This window comes from Xanthomonas sp. NCPPB 3761, assembly GCF_041475705.2.
Classification (GTDB): Bacteria; Pseudomonadota; Gammaproteobacteria; order Xanthomonadales; family Xanthomonadaceae; genus Xanthomonas; species Xanthomonas phaseoli.
This window is the reverse complement of sequence record NZ_CM191262.1, coordinates 51,461-68,625: the sequence shown is the minus strand read 5'-3', so window position 1 is coordinate 68,625 and position 17,165 is coordinate 51,461. Positions and strand designations below refer to the sequence as shown.

Sequence of the window (17,165 nt, the reverse complement as noted above, 5' to 3'; positions counted from 1 at the left end):
GCCGGCGCAAAGACGCCGAACTGCGCCTTCACGCCTCGGCCAACGGCCGCAGGCACAGCCAGATGGCGCACCAGTGCGACAGCGCGCCGCCCAGCACGTGGGCGTGCCAGATGGCGCGGTTGTAGACCATGGACTTGCGCACGTAGAAGCATACGCCCACCGTGTAGAACGCACCGCCGGTGACGATGAGCCAGAGCACCGCGCTGTCCAGCCCGGCGATCATCTGGTTGATCACCACGATGCCGGCCCAGCCCAGCAGCAGGTAGATCGCCACCCAGAAGCCCTTGGCGATGCCGGGCAGGCACAGCTTGGCGAACACGCCGAACAAGGCCACGCACCAGACACTGAGGATCATCACCCAGAGCCAGGTGCCGTCCAGTGCCACCAGGAAAAACGGCGTGTAGGAGCCGGCAATCATGACGAAGATGCCGGCGTGGTCGAACTTGCGCAGCATCGGCTGGCGCTGCGGCGGGGCGAAGTTGTAGGCCGCCGAACAGGCGAACATCACCAGCAGCCCCAGCGCGTAGATGCAGGTGGCCAGCAGCATGGTCTGGTTGGCGTGCGCGCGCACCACCATCCAGGCGCCGCCCACGATGGCCAGCAACAGGCCGGCGGCATGTACCGCGATATCGGCGCGGCGGGCAGAAACGGACTTGTAATGCGGAGCAGTGACGTTGGCAGGCACGGGCACGGCGTTTCTTCGATGTGGGGGATCCCACAGCGTGCAAGACAGCCGTGACGCCGTGGGGGCGACAGGATACCCGGCTTGCTGAATCCGCTCAGTGAGGCAGGCTGGGCGCAGGCGCGCCGGTCTCATACCCTGAGACATCCTTTTCGTTTGATCTCCCTCTTTGGGAGCCCTTGCCGTATGCCTCCGTTTGCCCTCGCTCCCCGCACCGAAACCGCCGAACGCGCATTGGCCACCACCGACGGCCGACCCAGCCGCGATGGTGCGCTGCTCACGCAGCGCCTGGAACGGCGCTACCACGACCGCATCACCGGCAGCTTCACCATTCCCGGGCGCGCGGGAAGCTACGCGCCGATCCCCGACGATGTGCCCAGCGCACTGGCCGATGCGCTGCAGGCGCGCGGCATCAGCCAGCTCTACAGCCACCAGGCCGACGCCTGGGCAGCCACCCAGCGCGGCGAGCATGTGGCGATCGTCACGCCCACCGCCTCGGGCAAATCGCTGTGCTACACGCTGCCGGTGGTGAGCGCGGCGATGACCAGCGGCGCCAAGGCCTTGTACCTGTTCCCTACCAAGGCGCTGGCGCAGGACCAGGTGGCCGAGCTGCTGGAGTTGAACCGCGCAGGCGAGCTGGGCGTGAAAGCCTTCACCTTCGATGGCGACACGCCCGGCGATGCGCGCCAGGCGATTCGATTACATGGCGATATCGTGGTGAGCAACCCGGACATGCTGCACCAGGCGATCCTGCCGCATCACACCAAGTGGGCGCAGTTCTTCGAGAACCTGCGCTATGTGGTGATCGACGAGATCCATACCTACCGCGGCGTGTTCGGCAGCCATGTCACCAACGTGCTGCGCCGGCTCAAGCGCATCTGCGCGTTCTATGGCGCCACTCCGCAATTCATCCTGTGCTCGGCCACCATCGGCAACCCGCATGCGCACGCGCAGGCCTTGATCGAAGAGCAGGTGCATGCCATCACCGAATCCGGTGCGCCCACCGGCGACAAGCATGTGCTGTTGTGGAACCCGCCGGTGGTCAATGCCGATCTCGGCCTGCGCGCCTCGGCGCGTTCGCAGAGCAACCGCATTGCGCGCATCGCCATCAAGAGCGGGCTGAAGACGCTGGTATTCGCGCAGACGCGGCTGATGGTGGAAGTGCTGACCAAGTACCTCAAAGACATCTTCGACCACGATCCGCGCAAGCCGGCGCGGATTCGTGCCTACCGCGGCGGTTATCTGCCCACCGAGCGTCGCGAGGTGGAACGGGCGATGCGCGCCGGCAACATCGACGGCATCATTTCCACCTCGGCGCTGGAACTGGGCGTGGATATCGGCGCGCTGGATGTGGTGATCCTCAACGGCTACCCCGGTAGCGTGGCGGCCACCTGGCAGCGCTTCGGCCGCGCCGGGCGGCGCCAGCAGCCGGCGCTGGGCGTGCTGGTGGCCAGCTCGCAACCGCTGGACCAATACGTGGTGCGGCACCCGGATTTCTTCGCCGATGCTTCGCCCGAACATGCGCGCACCGCGCCGGACCAGCCGCTGATCCTGTTCGATCACATCCGTTGTGCGGCGTTCGAATTGCCGTTCATTGCCAGCGAGCCATTCGGCCCGATCGACCCGCTGGTGTTCCTGGAAGCGCTGGCCGAAAGCGAAGTGATCCACCAGGAAGGCGACCGCTGGGAATGGATCGCCGACAGCTACCCGGCCAATGCGGTGAGCCTGCGCTCGGTGGCCGATGGCAACTTCGTGGTGGTGGACAAGAGCGACGGCAAACAGCAGATCATCGCCGAGGTGGATTATTCGGCCGCTGCGCTCACCTTGTACGAAGGCGCCATCCACATGGTGCAGAGCACGCCCTACCAGGTGGAGCGGCTGGATTGGGAAGGCCGCAAGGCGTACGTGACGCGCACGCATGTGGACTACTACACCGACAGCATCGACTACACCAAGCTGAAGGTGCTGGATCGCTTCGATGGCGGTGTGGCCGGCCGTGGCGATTGCCACCATGGCGAGGTGCATGTGGTGCGGCGCGTGTCCGGCTACAAGAAGATCCGCTACTACACGCACGAGAACATCGGCTACGGCCCGGTGAACCTGCCCGACCAGGAACTGCACACCACCGCGGTGTGGTGGCAGTTGCCGCAGGCCACGCTGGGCAAGGCCTTTGCGTCCAAGCAGGATGCGTTGGATGGCTTCCTGGGCGCGGCCTACGCGCTGCACGTGGTGGCCACGGTGGCGGTGATGGCCGATGCGCGCGATCTGCAAAAGGCCGTGGGCAATGGCGATGGCGCGTGGTTTGCGGTGGCCGACCAGACCGGGCGTGGGCAACTGCGCGGCGTGGAAGAAGGCGATGCGGCCACGGTGGAATTGCAGCAGGCCTTCGTGCCCACGGTGTATCTGTACGACAACTTCCCCGGCGGGGTGGGCTTGAGCGAGCCGCTGTGGCTGCGCCAGGCCGAGCTGCTGCAGCGCGCGGACGAGCTGGTACGGCGTTGCGATTGCAGCGCCGGGTGCCCGGCCTGCGTCGGCCCGGTGCTGGCAGCGCACGAGGAAGGCAAGGGCGAGTCGCCGAAGTCGCTGGCACTCACGGTGCTGGCGCTGTTGTTCGATGCCGATGCACCGTTACCACATGCCATGCAGGTGGACGACGACCTGGCGCTGGACGTGCTTGCATGAGTGTGAGTGCGGACCGGCTGCGCTTGTTGCGGCGTCAGGCCGGGCAGGTGGATGTGCCTGCGCCGGTGAAGGCTGGCGATGGCGATGCGCTGCACGATGCGTCGGCAGTCGATGCGAAGGCCGCGGATACCGCGCCTGTCGGTGAGCTCGCGCAGCCGGCTTCCGGCGCGGACATGCAGGGCGCCTTGCCTGCGCCTGGTCATGCGCCGGGCGTCAGCGCGGAACGTCTGCGCCTGCTGCGCCGTCAGGTTGGCGGGCTGACGCCTGCCGCGCGCAACGACGATGCGGTCATGCCGACACGCGCACAGCGGGCGGCGGTTTCCAGCACCGCGTCACCTGCTGCGCGCTTGCCGCTGCGAGGGAACGCGGCTGCGGGTCATGGCGCGGCGTCCGGCGGCCCTGACGCGGCGCGCGCCGCATCGACGCTCACCCGCCGCGCCTTGCAGTCGCCCATGCCTGCACCGCCCGCGCGCGACGCATCGGTCTTTGCGTGGGTGGAGCACGATGTGCGCCACAAGCCAGCGCTGCCATCGAATGGCGATGGCGATGCAATCAGCGCCGTGACTGCCGATCGCGCACGCCACTGCCCGACAGCGCGCAGCACAACGACCGCCGCGCTCGCGGCGATGTCGCCGGCACATCCGGTACAACGCCGCACCGATATCGCCGGCCTGCGCAAGATGATCGGCCTGCGCGAGCGCGCGGTCTCGGCGCACTCACCGGTCCGCACGCCATCCACCGACCGATCCCTGCCCGGCAACGAGATCGCGCCCGGCCTGCATCTGATCCAGGCGTTCCTGCCGCAGGCGATTCCCACCGAGGCGCTCTCGCTGGCCTTCGCCAAACGCGACGATGCCGTCGACCCGATGGACCTGCTGTTCTTCGATACCGAAACCACCGGCCTGGCCGGCGGTACCGGCACCCGCGCCTTCATGATCGGCGTGGCCGACTGGATGGTCGATGCCGTGCAAGGCAGCGGCCTGCGCGTGCGTCAACTGATGATGTCCACGATGGCGGCCGAAAGCGCGATGCTGGATCTGTTCCGCACCTGGCTGACACCGCGCACCGTGCTGTCCAGCTACAACGGTCGCTGCTACGACGCCCCGCTGCTGAAGACGCGCTACCGCCTGGCACGTCGCGGCGACCCGCTTTCTGCACTGGACCATGTGGACCTGCTGTTCCCCACCCGCCGGCGCTATCGCGGCACCTGGGAGAACTGCAAGCTCGCCACCATCGAACGGCAACTGCTGCGCGTGGTACGCGAAGACGACCTGCCCGGCTCCGAGGCCCCGGCCGCCTGGTTGAGTTACCTGCGTGGCGGCAGCGCGCGCAACCTGCGCCGCGTGGCCGAGCACAACCATCAGGATGTGGTGACGCTGTCGCTACTGATGCAACGGTTGGTGGCGGTGGACGCGCAGGAGCGCAATGCGCTGACGTTGGCGTGCACGCCTTGATCGGGTCATGCGAATGCGGTGAGCCGGTGGTGCGGGGCAGAACGTCGGCTTGACTGACCCCACTACAGGGCGCTCGGCGCACGTTGTGCAATCCACGACCACCCGTCCGGTCATTCATTGCGGCGTGACGCGCATATGGCGCGTCTGCCATGGATGAATGCTTGCGATGGAAAGCATCCAATGCAGTGGTGGCGCACTGCAGGCGGCTGCGGGGTTACTCCGAAGAGATCACGCACTTGCCTCCACCGATGCATCGATGGGAGGCAAGTGCGGATGCAGATGCATGTAACGCGACATCGCACGCAGCGGCACGTGGATGCAGTGCCCTGCAGCGCGCCTGCTCAGGCGCCCCATCGCTCGGGCGCTGGCTTGCCGGTGCAGGTGCATGAGCTCTCGCAAGTCCTGACGTTGCCCGATCGTGGCTTGGGGCGCCTGCATGCCGCCCCAAGCGCTCGACCTGCCAGTGGGAGCGGTGAGGTTAGAAGGCTCAATCCGTCTCGGTCTGCCTGGCCTGCTCATTGAGATAGTGGGTCACAGGCGCGCCACGGTATTTGTCGGTCAGCAAACCAAGCGCTTTGGCGCGCTTGTCCAGCGCACGCACTGCTGCAGGGTCATTGACCATGTCTGCGGTGTGATCGTGTTGTTTGCCTTCGCGAACCGCGGCGATGTGGTTCGGGTAGGCGGGGATGGAACTGGCCTGCAATTGCTGGGTTCGCTGCTTCACGATTTCCGCGTCCCGGTTGATGTCGATGGGCGTTTCCGGCGGCACGTCGAGTTCGTTGCCGGTATGGCCCCGGGCCAGCGTGCGGTTTTCCAGGATGGCGAGCAATTCCGCCTCGGGCTGATCGGTCAACAGGCTTTCGCCATCGTCGCGAATCGCGCCGGCCGTGGTGCGCTTGACGCCGAAGGCCTCGTTGGTGAGCTTTTGGGGTTCACCGAAGTTGCGGTAAACGTAGTAGTCCTTGTCGTGATTGGCGCGCGGCACGGAAAAGTCCTCATACCGGTAGCTCACCGAATACGCGGCCTTCGCGTAGGCCGAGTCCGGCTGGCGCATCCGCGTCCGAGCCATTTCCATGGCCATGCCGGCATCGCTGTCGTCGGTGGCCACCGCCTCCACGATCACCGGGCGCATCTTGGTCCAGCTGTCCAGCCACTGCATTGCGGTGTCTGCGAGCCCTGCGGCGCCCTGCTCATTGCTTTGAAAGAAGCCGCGCAAGCGCTCGTCGTTCAACATGCCCTGGCTCAAGACCGGCACCACGTTGATCTTGGCCAGCAAGCGGTCCAGCGCGGCGCGGCGCGGCGCATCCTGCGAGTGCAACGGGTTGATCTGGTAGTGCTTGTACAAATTGGACAGGAATTGGTCGAAGCCGCCCGTGTAGTACTTGGCATAGACCTTGATCGCCGCAGCCTGGCGCAGGTCCGGCCGGCGCATCAGCAGCATCGCCACCGCTTCGCCGGTATTTTCCTTGCAATCCAGCGCCACCGACATCGGCTCGGGCTTTTTGAGCACGTGCTCCAGCATCTGCTCCACACCGGCGATGGTCTGGTCGGTCTTGACGTAGTTTCCATCAGACGGGTTGCGAATCACCAACGGCATTTCACGCAGCTCGGCAAACGGCACCTGCGACACCAATCGGTTCTGCGGGTCACCTGCCATGCGGCCGATGCTGAAATCATGCATCAACACCGGCACGCCATCGGAACTGACTTCGACGTCCAGCTCCAGATTGCGGTAGCCCTGCTCGTAGGCATGATCGATGGACGCCAGCGAGTTTTCCGGAATGCCGGCGTGATTATCGAACAGCCCGCGATGCACCATGACGTCCTTTCCGAACGCACGCGTGCTGGGTGCTTCGAAGTAGTGGTCGTGCACGAGCGATTTTCGATGATTGCGCAACAGCGCTTGCTTGCCTTCCAGCAGACGATGGTCGTTGGCCTTGAAGAACCCGGCGCCACCGTCGCGGGCCGGCACCTCGTGGCCGTGGTAGCGCGCGGCTTGCTGCAACTTGCGCCGCCCCGGCGCGCGCGCGGCAGGCTGCAGCCAGTTCGGCGTCGCCAGCCCGTGGCCGGAAAGATTCAACTGCTTGCCAAGCGCGGCAAGCGCCGCGTCGCTGAAGGTGTCGCCAGGCGCAAACGCGCGTTGCAGGTTGAATATGATGCGGCCTTGCTGCGCATCGATCAGCACCGGGCCTGCCGCCGCACGTGCGCGTGCGGGCATTCCGCGCGACATGGCATTGAAGGCGGCGGTATCCAGATACACCGGTTCCAGTGTCCCGGCGGCAAAGCGTGCCGCAATGCTGTCGGGTTTGAGCGCCGTGCCGGCCTGCGCAAGATGCGTGGCAAGCTTGGTTTGCAGTGTCTGCACGGTGATCTGGCGCGCCTGCACTTCGGCCAGACGCTGCTCGGAGAATTCGCTGTCGAGCGCCACCAGGGCCGGCTTGCCGGTCATCGCGCTGTCGTTCAGTGGCACCAGCGGGGGCACGCTGCCGGCGCGGCGACGCGGCCGTTCTCGCAGTGGCGGGGTGTCGCCCGGCATGTGCGGCACCTGCGTCGGGCTGATCGCACTGGTGTGCGCTGGTAATGCCGCCGCAGCAGTGTGCGCGACAGAAGGTTGCAGAGGACCGATACGCATGATGACCTCGAAAACGCGGCGGGCGGCCAGTAAAGCGCGTGGCATATGACAATTCGCAAATCAGGCGAAAAGTACCGCCGGGATGCGAAACGATGCCTGCGTTGCGCGCGTTGTGTGGGCGCGCAGCGCATGCCTCGTTTGGCAGCGGTGCACAGCGCTTGGCACGCATATCGCCGCGCATGACGCGCGCTAGAACAGCGTTTCCTTGAACGGCAGCATGGCCGCGCCCAGCACGGTGGCATGCGCCGTCACCTGCCCGACCTGCAGGGTCGGATACGGCAATGCAACGCCCCGCCGCGGCGCAGGTTCGAAGGCGATGCGGGCGATCAGCCGTTGCGCAAGATCGGTTGGCAGGCGCGCGCCAAACACAATCACACGCGGATCGATCAACGCAATGATCGCCGCCACCGCAAGCGTCACGGTCGGCTGCACTGCATCCAGCCACGCGTCGATCTGCGGCCACGCCGCATCGTAGTGCTGCAGCATGGTGTGCAGGTCCGGCAGCGCGTGGCCATCGGCAGCCAGCGCCTGGCGCAGGCTTTCCAGCGTTGGCCGCGCCATGCCGGTGATGGCCGAGATGCGCCCCAGTTCGCCCACATTGCCATGTGCGCCGCGGCGCACCTTGCCGGCAGCAATCACGCCGGCAGCAAAGCCGTCGGAGATCGACAGATAGACCAGATCTGGCGATTGGCGGCCAATGCCGTACACGGCCTCGGCCAGGGCGGCGCAATGGGCGTCGTTGTCCATCCAGACCGGTAGCTGCAGGCAATCGGCGACAAACCGATCCAGCTCCACCTGCATCCATTCCGCTGCCAGCGACAAGGGCGGATTGACCCGTGTGCCATCGCCGATGCGCGGGCCGGTCATGCTCAGACCGACGCCGAACACATGCTGCCGATCCACGCCGGCCGCCCGTAGCAACGCCTCCACCAAGGCCGGCAGTCGTGCACGCACCACCGCCAGCGTCAGCGGGAAGGCCGTGAGCTGGCGCATGCCACGAACCTGGCCGGCGAAGTCGATCAGCACCACTGCAAAGCCATCGACCATCACCGACACTCCGACGCTGTATGCATACCCCGGCACCAGACTCACCTGCGCGCTCGGTTGGCCACGGCCACGCCGCAGCGAGGGCCGCAACTGCAGCAGGCCGTGCGCCACCAGCGGGTCGACGATGCCCTTGATGCCGGGCACGCTGAGCCCGCTGGCGCGCGGCAGATCCGCACGCTCGAACTGCCCGGCCCTGCGGATCAGATCCAGCAGCAGGCGCTCGTTGGAACCGGCGGCCTGCCCATCGCTGCGACGGCGGTAATGCGAACGAATGGCTACGTTTGCGAACAAAGAGGGCATGCAGGGCGAAACGTCCGTCGTTGTCATAATCGCTTTAATTAAGCAGCTTAATTTAATCCGTCCGCGGCCCTGCGTTGGGGCCATCGACGTTGGTATCGTGCCATGCGCCTGTTGCATCCCCCTTCCCGACCCCATTGCGCTGCCCTGTCTGGCCCACCGCATCCGCATGCGCTATCGCTGGCGCTGGGGCTGGCCTTGATCGCTTGGCTTCCCTGGCAATCCACCGCTGCGGACATGTCCGGCGGAGCCGACGCGCTGACCATGGATGCGGTGCAGGTGCGCAACCCGTTCCAGTCGCAGAACACGCGCGCCATCGCCACCAAGCAGGCGGCGCCCACCATCGTGGATTCGGTCGCTGCCGACAGCATCGGGCAATTGCCGGACTTCAATGTGGGCGATGCGCTGCGCCGGGTCACCGGCGTGAGCACGGTCGAGTACCAGGGCGAACCGCGCTATGTGACGGTGCGCGGCCTCAACGGCAACTACAACAGCATGCTGATCGACGGCTTTGCATTCGCCAGCAACGACATCGGTAGCCGCCAGGCGCTGATGGATGTGCTGCCGGCGAACTTCGTGGACCGCATCGATGTGGTGAAGTCGCTGCTGCCGGAGAACGATGGTGGCGCGATCGGGGGCGTGACCAACCTGGTCACCGCCACCGGCTTTGCCCGGCCCGATGGCCTGCTGACCGCCTCGGCCAAGGGCGGCGCCAACCTCATGGGAAGCCGCTATGGCGGCCGCACGCCGGTGGGCGAAGGCGAGCTGAAATGGGGCAAGCGCTTCGGGCGTGACGGCCAGTTCGCGTTTTTGGGTGCGGCCAGCATCTGGCGCCGTGAGATTTCGGTGCCGCAGCAGGAAAACGGCGGCGCCCTGAACTGGTACAACGCCGATGGCACGCGCGCGCCGTCGGCCTATGGCGGCACCGGCGCTGCGGTGCCCAGCGAACGGCGCTGGTACAACTACGACAACACCCGCGAACGGCGCGGCGTGACCGCGCGCGTGGATTGGCAGCCGGACGGTCCGCTCAGCGGCCATGTGTCCGGCTACACCTTCAACCAGCGCGAATCCTCCGACCGCAATACCCAGGCCGCCCAGGTGCAGAACAGCGCGCGCCTGACCCGCAGCGGCCCGCAGAGCGGCACGCTGGACAATCTCAACCAGCTCGTCGAGTTGGGGCAACTGCGCTGGAAGCGGGGGCTGTCCGGCATCAACGGCGAACTGCTGGCCGAGCTGCCTGGCCAGTGGCGCGGCGCGCTGCGGGCAAGCACCTCGCGCGCCACGGTGGACAACCCGCAGACCTGGGACCGCTTCCAGCAGAACCGCCTGGCTTACGGCTTCGATTGGAATGGCACCCTGCCGGCATTCACGGCCCTGGACCCGGCACTGGCCGACGACCCGACCCGCTACGCCAACCTCAACCACCAGCAGGAGCGCACCACCTACGCCGAACGGGTGAGCGACCTGCAACTGGAGCTACGTCGCAACATGGACGACGACAGCCGGGGGCTGGGACTGGCCTGGGGCCTGCGACAGGTGCGCACGCACATGCAGACCGCGTTCCAGCGCACGACCTGGAGCGGGTTGCCCTATTCGCTGGCCGATGTGCTGGGCGATCCCACCTGCGCCCTGGGTTGCAACGCGCCCATGTTGACCATCGACCCGGACCTGGCCGACGCCCGCTGGGAGACCGCGTCCGGCCAGGCGCGCGGCGTGGTGGACACCACCGCGCAGAACAGCGGCACCTACACGGTGGATGAGCAGGTGCGCGCCGGCTTCGCGCAAGCACAGTGGCGCGGCGAGCGCTGGCGGTTGACCGGCGGCGTGCGCCTGGAGCAGACCCGCTTTGGCAGCAGTGGCCAACAATTGAGCGGAACCGTCTGGGCGCCTGTCAGTGCGCAACGCACCTACCGCAACTGGTTGCCATCGCTGGCCGGCCAGGTGCAGACCAGTGCCAACGGCACCTTGCGCTTCGGCGCCTCGCGCTCGATCGGGCGACCGCGCCTGGACCAGATGGCCTTGAACGGCGGCGTGCTCACACTGGGCAGCAACCCGCCCACGCTCAACCAGGGCAACCCGGATCTGCAGCCGCGTCGCTCGCAGAATCTGGACCTTGGCCACGACTGGACGTTCGACGATGGCGGCAGCCTGCTGTCGATCGCGCTGTTCCACAAGACCATCGACAACGAGATTTTCCGTTACGGCCAGCTGCAGAGCATCGACGGCGAGCAGGTGCTGGTCACCCAACCGCGCAATACCGACCGGCCGGTCCGCATGCGCGGCGCCGAACTCGGCGCGATCAAGGAACTGGGCCCGTGGCTTCCCGCGCTGGCCGGGCTGTCGGTCGGTGCCAATGTCACCTTCCTGGACGTGGACTACCCGGTGGTGCTCGGCGATGGCAGCCGCACCACCTTGTCGGTGCTGCCGCAGCAACCCAAGCAGCTGTGGAATCTGACCCTGAATTACGCCCGTGGGCCGCTGCGCGGCACCCTGGCCTGGAGCCGGACCGGCGAGCTGTGGGACGACCGCTACCCCAACTACAGCAACCAGCAGGAGTTTTATCGCAACCGCTACCAACAGCCGCTGGACCGTCTGGACCTGAAGCTGGCCTGGGACGTCTCGCCGGCAGTGGCAGTGAGCCTGGATGTGCTCAACCTGACCGGCCAGGGCTACGAATACCGCATCGGCCGCCACCAGGAATACGTGCAATCGGCCTGGAAAATGGCACCCACCGTGATGCTCGGCATCAACGTCAAACTCTGAGGCTTTTCCCATGTCGTCGCTTCTGGACACACGCATCAGCCGCCGCCACCTGATGGCTGCCGCCGGCACCTCGCTGCTGGCCACCGGTCTGCCCACGCTGGCCATGACGCCGCCACCAGCGGATGTGGGCCGCAAGTTTCTGCGCTCGCGACGACCGATGCCGTTCGCCGGCAATACCTTTGTGGGTCACCTGGAACAACAGGGCGATGGCTACGACAGCTTCGACCGCGTGCTGAATATCTACCGCCAGTTTCCCGAGCAGCGCTTTGCACACAAGTTCACCTTGTTGCCGCCGAGCAGCTACCACGTGACCTTGTTGGGCGGGGTCAATGAGATCGACCGTGCGGGCGGCCCCTGGCCAAGCGATATGACGCGCGACCATGCCTTGGCCGATATCGACGCGGCCTATCTGTCACGGTTGAAGGAACGCGCCGCGCCGCCGCTGGGCGCGTGCCGGTTCCTGGTCAATCCGACCGCAGCCAAGACCGGCAGCAACGACAATCTGCTGATTCCGTTGAAGCCGGCCGACACGCAAACTGCGCAGCGACTGGAAGCTGCGCGCCAAGCGCTGATGCAACTGATACGCTTGCAGCGCCCCGACTACACCAACTACCAGTTTCATATCTCGCTGGCCTACCTGTGCGACACGCTGGATGTGGCAGAGCAAACGGCGTATCGCACTGCGGTGCGCGGCTGGCTCACACAGCTGGCAGCCGCGGGGCCGATCACGGTGCCGCGCTTTCATTTTTGTACGTTCAAGGACATGGACGCGTTTCGCACGGTGTACGAGGTCTGAGGTTGCGTTGAGACAGCGACGCAGCGCCGTGCGCCGGCGACGTGGTTTCAAAACTCCCCGCAGTGCATCGAGCGCTTCGTTTCCGCCTGGTGTGCTTGGCGAAGGCCTGGCGCTGGGTTTGTGCGGTGCACCGCCCGGTTAGCGGTGCGCTTGCGTCACCGCCGTGCTCATCTGCCACGCGGCAAATTCCTGCTCGAACTCGGCCAGCGTCAGCAGGCCCATGCAGGCATGCGCACCGATCGGCAACCGATGCCCGGCAGCAAGTTTGCGTATCAGCAAGACGGCGGCGAAACAGGGAATTTCCGGGCCGTGCAGCATCGCGGCGGTGAGGTCCCAGTGCAGCACCAGCGGGCGGCTTGCCCCGTTCGTGCCATCGCAGCTGCCGCGCAGCTCCACGCGCATGCCGCCCAGATCGGTGCCGAAGCGGTCGAACCAGCGCCCGGCGTTGGCAAATACAGCGGCCAGGCGCTGCATCGGTAGCGGCACGCCGCGTTGACGTAGCCAGGCAACGCCGGCCAGGCAGCGCTGCAGCAACGGCACTTCCAGTGCCGCACGAAATTGCACGGTCTGCACGCCGGGATAGCGCTGCGGCAACAGGTCGTGATCGGGCACATCGCACGGCGAGGCCAAGCGTGGGGCGAGCTGCGCGAAGTGCACGCGCGTGGGACGCGCCCACCCCACCACCTGCTGCCAGCGTCCGCCCTGCCACCAGGTGAAAGGCGTGCCGCAATACGACAGCACCGCACGCACCGTGGCCAGACCCAACGGCGTGCCCTGTGCGGGTGCGATGACGATGCCGATCTCGTGCAATGCCGAAAAGCGCGGCAACAGGGCATCGATCACCGCGCTGGACAACGCCGGCAAGGTACTGGCGCCGCTGATCGCCACGCGCTGGGCCTGGCGCGCGACGGCATCCATCGCTGCGGGAAAATCGCGGACGAAGGCGCGGCCATCGGCCAGATCGATGTAGTGCATGCCGGCCTGCAGGCAGCAGCGGGCCACCGCGTACTCCTGTCCCTGGAACGGCCCGGCGGTATGCACCACCGCATCGGCACCGGTGGCCGCCAGCTGCGCGGCAAAGTCGCTGGCATCGATATCCAGGCGGCATGTGGAGATGCGGCCAGGTGCGGCACCCGGCCATTTGCTCGCTACATCGCCCGGATGCCGCCCTGCCGCGATGACATGGATCTGCGCCGTTGCCGCCAGCGCGCGCACGATGCGTGCGCCGAAATGACCGAAGCCACCCAATACCAGTACCCGATACGTCATGGCCTGCTCGCCGCCTGTGTCTGCGCACAGTATCGGCGAGCGCACCGTCATCGTCGCTTGCGCTGTTGCGTGGCCGGCACTGTGCAACTAAGCGCCGAGACGGGTTGCCAGACCGCTTCTCAGTGCTTCGCGCAGTACCTTCAATGCCTGCTGCGTGGCCAGCCTGGACGCACCGGCCTGCTTGCTTGCCAGCACGGCCTGCTGTTGCGCCAGTGCCTGTTGCTGGCTGGCCAACGCCTGCAGGGCATCGGGGGTTGCGGGCGACTGCGCCGCGGTGGAGGTCGTGGCCGGCGCCGTGCGTGTCGAGGCCTGCAGCAGGCGCGGCTCGGCGTGCGCAGACAGCTGAGCGGCGAGTGCAGCCTGCCGTTCGCTCAAGGCCTGCTGACGTGCGGCCAGTCTGGCTTGAACGTCGGCCAACTGCTGGCTGCGCAGATGCGCCACAGCCAGCTGATGGAGCAAGGTTGGATCACGCACCAGGTACTGCTTGCCATCGGCGCGAAACCACAGCACGCGTCGTCCATCGCCAGCGTAGCGGCGCGCCGTGCGCAGATCATCGGGCGTGCCATGCATCACTTCGCGATCGCCATGCACCAGCACGTAGGCATCGCCTTGGCCCTGCGCGTTTGCAATGGCATGGCCGCAGGATGTCTGCATGCCCATGCGCGGCCGCGCCGGTGCAGCCGCTGCAGTGGGAGCGACCGGTGTTGCTGGAGAAATGGCAGGTGCAGCAGGTGCTGCGTTGGCCGCGCGCGCTGCTGGTGACGCCCGTGCACCGGCCACGGCAAGCGCCGGTGCCATGGGAGCGGTCGGCGCCAGCGCAGTGATCGCAGGCGCGCGCGCTGCGGCGACAACCGGCGCGGTTCGTGCCACGGTCATCTGCGGTGTGACCGGCGCAGCCGTTGCGATGCCACCGGCAGGCAAGACATCGGCAATGGAAGCAACCGGCATCGTTGAAGGCGCAGAAAGACCCGCAACTACCGGCGCAGCAGGTGCGGTGCGCGCGCCGATAACCATAGGCACGGCAGAGGCGTGTGCGATGGCCGCGCTGCCGGCAACGGCCAACAGCAACGCCGAACGCAGGCACAGCACGCGGGAAGTGGTCTGGATCATGTGAGATCTCCACGAAAGGGCACAGCAAGTTGAGTGCCGCCTGAGCAGTGCGCATCGGCGGATGGAAACAGCGATCACGCGGCCACGGCGTTGCCGACGCCGCAGGCGTCGTGACGCAGGAGTGCCGGGCTGTGGCGAGCCCGTGTGATGCGGGTACTGCCGTGACCGATGCGCTGCCAGCGCATCGCGCCGGCAGGTGCTTGGCATCAAGAACTGCGCGGAAAAACAGCAACAATGGTGGCTTCACTCACCGCCCGGTGGGTGCGGCCGATGTGCTGCGTCGGCATGTCCCGCGCCTACACTGCGATGTGCGATCGCGCTGGCCACGCCCACCCGACGACTGCTCGCTACGTTACGTTCTCCGCCGTGAGTGCGGCCGCGTGTCTTCCGGCCGTGCACGGCCGGAGGTGGAGCCGGCCGCACGCCACGCGTTACTGCGCCGTGGCCAACGGAACCCCATCGCGGCGATAACGTGCGGTCTACCGCGAGCGGCGACGCTGGCGTTGTCTATCGGACCGCTGCGGCAACCGGCAAGCCGGTGCGAACAGCTGTCGGCGATGGCGGCCAGCTGGCGTCGCGAGCAGGCCAGAAGCGATACGTCGCCGAACCTGCGCGTGGTGCATGCCGACTCCCGGTCCCGACCACGCGCGCCTGACAGTGAGCGCCGTCGTTTGGTCGATCGCGCCTAGTGGTACTTCGCGCGTTCTGCTTCTGCTTGCGCTTGGTCTGCCTCTGCTCGCGCTTTTTCGGCCTCGACCTGCGCTTGCGCTGCCTGCCGTTGCGCTTGCGCCGCTTCCCGTTGCCCGCGTTCGGCCTCGGCGCGACCCTGGAGGGCGGCCTGCTTGGCCATTTCGACCTGGTGTCGCGACAGCGCATCCGCTTGGCGCACCGCAGCCGCATATGCGTATTGCGCCTGACGATGCTGCTGCGTCATTTCGCGAATCTGCTGCTCGGCTTCGCGTGCTTGCTGTTGCGCCTCCTGTTTGGCCTGCGCCAGTTCAGGGCCCAACGAGGCCAGTTCTTCGCGTGCGTCCTGCAATGCCTCTTGTGCGGCCTGCATGCGATCTTGCTGCAGTTCAAGATCGTGGTTGTCGGCAGCGAGCGCATCGTGCACGGCGGCCTGCGCGTCACGGCTGGCATCGCGGCGGATGCGGTCCAGGTCGAGATTCCAGCCGCTGTCTATCGGGTCTGCGTCCTCGTCATGCAGTGGTTCGGCGCCCAGCACATCGGCGATGACACCGTGCGTGGCAGGGGCGGCCGCTTGCGCAGGCGCAGCCGGCGCCGCCGGTGCAGGCAACCCGCGCATCGGCGCTGCGGCCTCGGCAGCCTCCGCCATGCTGCTGACCTGTGCAGGTGGCGCTGCCGGGGCCGTCACCACGACCGGCTGCATGCCGGCAGACGTCACCGGTGCCGGCACCGGCATGGCCACCAGGCGCAGCGGCAACACACCGCACACCGCTACCGTGGCCAGAATCATCGTGGCGGCCATTCGCGGAAACGCGTGGGTGTGCTGCAACATCGACAGCCTGCGCTTCAAGCTGATGAACGACGGCGAGGCGCTTGCCACGCCACCGCGTGGGCGCGGCGCCACACCCAGTTGCAGCAGCAGGCGGCCGTAGTCGTGGCGGCAATGGCGGTGTCCGGCCACCACGGCGGCATCGCAGGCGGCTTCGCGGGCGATTGCATATTCGCGCGCGGCCAGGTGCACCAGCGGGTGGAAGAAGAACAGGTGCTGCGCCAGCGCCGGCAGCAGTCCCCACCACAGATCGCCGCGCCGCAGGTGGATCAACTCATGGGTCAGCGCCATGTCCAGATCGTCATCGGCCATGTGCGGCAGCCGTGCAGCAGGCAACAACAACACTGGTTGCCATGGGCCGATCAACTGGGGCGAATCGATCTGCGCCGACAACCGCAGCGCCGGCGGGCGCGACAAACCATGTGCTTCGGAGGCCATCTGCAACGCCTGCACCAGAGCGCGGTCGTTGCAGGGCTGCGCCGCACGCACCAATGCACGGCTGCGCAGATACGCGCGCGCCGTGCCGGCGGTCAGCACCAGCACGCCGGCCGCCCACAGCGCCAGCAATGCCACCGGCCAGCTCGACCACGCGCCAACCGGCGTGGCCTGCGCGGCGACGCCTGCTGGCGCGGCCGTGGATGCCGCGGCGGTGGCGTTCGCCAGTGGCGCCAGGCTGTCGGCCGAGCCCAGCGCCGTGGTCACGCTGTGCGCGGGCAGCACCGGCAGCTGCACCGGGTTGCTCCACACCAGGCCCACCATCGCCTGCACCCCCACCAGCCACCACAACCAGGTCTGCGTGGCTGCCGGCAGGCGGCGCACGCCGCGGCACAGCGCCCACACCACCAACACCAGCACCGCGGTCTGCACGCTGGTGGCGCCAAGCTTCCATAACACCGCTTCGATCAGGGGCGACATGA

At 67.0% G+C, this 17,165-nt stretch carries 12 protein-coding genes and 1 other RNA gene; 7 read left to right on the top strand and 6 right to left on the bottom strand.

All coding sequences use genetic code 11. The features are described 5' to 3' along the window. Positions 1 to 28 precede the first annotated feature (28 nt). Positions 29 to 691, bottom strand: a complete 663-nt coding sequence (gene trhA / locus ACCQ00_RS00290) for a PAQR family membrane homeostasis protein TrhA (protein ID WP_039570042.1) — start codon at positions 689 to 691, stop codon at positions 29 to 31. 177 nt (positions 692 to 868) lie between these two features. Between trhA and ACCQ00_RS00285 the strand changes: the two genes are divergently transcribed. Together ACCQ00_RS00285 and ACCQ00_RS00280 are read left to right on the top strand one after the other, a co-directional pair. Then, complete coding sequence (locus tag ACCQ00_RS00285) at positions 869 to 3,364, top strand: DEAD/DEAH box helicase (RefSeq protein WP_039570041.1); 2,496 nt, start codon at positions 869 to 871, stop codon at positions 3,362 to 3,364. Continuing rightward, positions 3,361 to 4,818 (top strand): ribonuclease H-like domain-containing protein, encoded by a 1,458-nt coding sequence (locus ACCQ00_RS00280; protein ID WP_039583542.1) that lies wholly within the window; start codon positions 3,361 to 3,363, stop codon positions 4,816 to 4,818. Before ACCQ00_RS00285 ends, ACCQ00_RS00280 begins: the two co-directional genes overlap by 4 nt. 487 nt (positions 4,819 to 5,305) lie before the next feature. Here ACCQ00_RS00280 and avrBs2 read toward each other — a convergent pair whose 3' ends face one another. Further along, complete coding sequence (avrBs2, locus tag ACCQ00_RS00275) at positions 5,306 to 7,495, bottom strand: type III secretion system effector avirulence protein AvrBs2 (protein ID WP_039570038.1); 2,190 nt, start codon at positions 7,493 to 7,495, stop codon at positions 5,306 to 5,308. Between the two features lie 144 nt (positions 7,496 to 7,639). Beyond that, positions 7,640 to 8,797 carry an ROK family protein gene (locus ACCQ00_RS00270; protein ID WP_039570036.1) on the bottom strand — a complete coding sequence of 386 codons (1,158 nt, stop codon included), beginning with the start codon at positions 8,795 to 8,797 and terminating at the stop codon, positions 7,640 to 7,642. A gap of 102 nt (positions 8,798 to 8,899) precedes the next feature. Here ACCQ00_RS00270 and ACCQ00_RS00265 point away from each other — a divergent pair, with 102 nt between their 5' ends. Continuing rightward, positions 8,900 to 11,557 (top strand): TonB-dependent receptor, encoded by a 2,658-nt coding sequence (locus ACCQ00_RS00265; protein ID WP_180301609.1) that lies wholly within the window; start codon positions 8,900 to 8,902, stop codon positions 11,555 to 11,557. A 10-nt stretch (positions 11,558 to 11,567) separates the two neighbouring features. Next, positions 11,568 to 12,353 carry a DUF1868 domain-containing protein gene (locus ACCQ00_RS00260; protein ID WP_039570034.1) on the top strand — a complete coding sequence of 262 codons (786 nt, stop codon included), beginning with the start codon at positions 11,568 to 11,570 and terminating at the stop codon, positions 12,351 to 12,353. Between the two features lie 138 nt (positions 12,354 to 12,491). Here ACCQ00_RS00260 and ACCQ00_RS00255 read toward each other — a convergent pair whose 3' ends face one another. Both ACCQ00_RS00255 and ACCQ00_RS00250 read right to left on the bottom strand, forming a co-directional pair. Then, positions 12,492 to 13,673 (bottom strand): saccharopine dehydrogenase family protein, encoded by a 1,182-nt coding sequence (locus ACCQ00_RS00255; RefSeq protein ID WP_039570032.1) that lies wholly within the window; start codon positions 13,671 to 13,673, stop codon positions 12,492 to 12,494. 36 nt (positions 13,674 to 13,709) lie between these two features. Next, positions 13,710 to 14,276: a hypothetical protein gene (locus tag ACCQ00_RS00250; protein WP_039570062.1), complete on the bottom strand. Its 567-nt coding sequence runs from the start codon at positions 14,274 to 14,276 to the stop codon at positions 13,710 to 13,712. Here ACCQ00_RS00250 and ACCQ00_RS00245 point away from each other — a divergent pair. The 3 genes from ACCQ00_RS00245 (at position 14,267) to ACCQ00_RS00235 (ending at position 15,095) form a co-directional block, all read left to right on the top strand. Continuing rightward, a complete protein-coding gene (locus tag ACCQ00_RS00245; protein ID WP_039570060.1) occupies positions 14,267 to 14,446 on the top strand; it encodes a hypothetical protein in 180 nt (59 codons plus the stop codon). The genes ACCQ00_RS00250 and ACCQ00_RS00245 overlap by 10 nt on opposite strands. A 107-nt stretch (positions 14,447 to 14,553) precedes the next feature. Further along, a complete protein-coding gene (locus tag ACCQ00_RS00240) occupies positions 14,554 to 14,736 on the top strand; it encodes a hypothetical protein (protein WP_157926040.1) in 183 nt (60 codons plus the stop codon). A gap of 281 nt (positions 14,737 to 15,017) precedes the next feature. Further along, positions 15,018 to 15,095: non-coding RNA, sX9 sRNA (locus ACCQ00_RS00235), on the top strand. Between the two features lie 322 nt (positions 15,096 to 15,417). Here ACCQ00_RS00235 and ACCQ00_RS00230 read toward each other — a convergent pair. Continuing rightward, positions 15,418 to 17,163 (bottom strand): M56 family metallopeptidase, encoded by a 1,746-nt coding sequence (locus ACCQ00_RS00230; RefSeq protein ID WP_039570031.1) that lies wholly within the window; start codon positions 17,161 to 17,163, stop codon positions 15,418 to 15,420. Between the last annotated feature and the right edge of the window lie 2 nt (positions 17,164 to 17,165).

Coding starts and splice junctions, on each gene's coding strand:
- ACCQ00_RS00280 (WP_039583542.1), top strand. CDS start 3,361: ATGAGTGTGAGTGCGGACCGGCTGCGCTTGTTGCGGCGTCAGGCCGGG.
- ACCQ00_RS00270 (WP_039570036.1), bottom strand. CDS start 8,797: ATGCCCTCTTTGTTCGCAAACGTAGCCATTCGTTCGCATTACCGCCGT.
- ACCQ00_RS00230 (WP_039570031.1), bottom strand. CDS start 17,163: ATGTCGCCCCTGATCGAAGCGGTGTTATGGAAGCTTGGCGCCACCAGC.
- ACCQ00_RS00255 (WP_039570032.1), bottom strand. CDS start 13,673: ATGACGGTGCGCTCGCCGATACTGTGCGCAGACACAGGCGGCGAGCAG.
- ACCQ00_RS00245 (WP_039570060.1), top strand. CDS start 14,267: ATGTCTGCATGCCCATGCGCGGCCGCGCCGGTGCAGCCGCTGCAGTGG.
- avrBs2 (WP_039570038.1), bottom strand. CDS start 7,495: ATGCCACGCGCTTTACTGGCCGCCCGCCGCGTTTTCGAGGTCATCATG.
- ACCQ00_RS00250 (WP_039570062.1), bottom strand. CDS start 14,276: ATGCAGACATCCTGCGGCCATGCCATTGCAAACGCGCAGGGCCAAGGC.
- ACCQ00_RS00265 (WP_180301609.1), top strand. CDS start 8,900: ATGCGCCTGTTGCATCCCCCTTCCCGACCCCATTGCGCTGCCCTGTCT.
- ACCQ00_RS00285 (WP_039570041.1), top strand. CDS start 869: ATGCCTCCGTTTGCCCTCGCTCCCCGCACCGAAACCGCCGAACGCGCA.
- ACCQ00_RS00260 (WP_039570034.1), top strand. CDS start 11,568: ATGTCGTCGCTTCTGGACACACGCATCAGCCGCCGCCACCTGATGGCT.
- ACCQ00_RS00240 (WP_157926040.1), top strand. CDS start 14,554: ATGGAAGCAACCGGCATCGTTGAAGGCGCAGAAAGACCCGCAACTACC.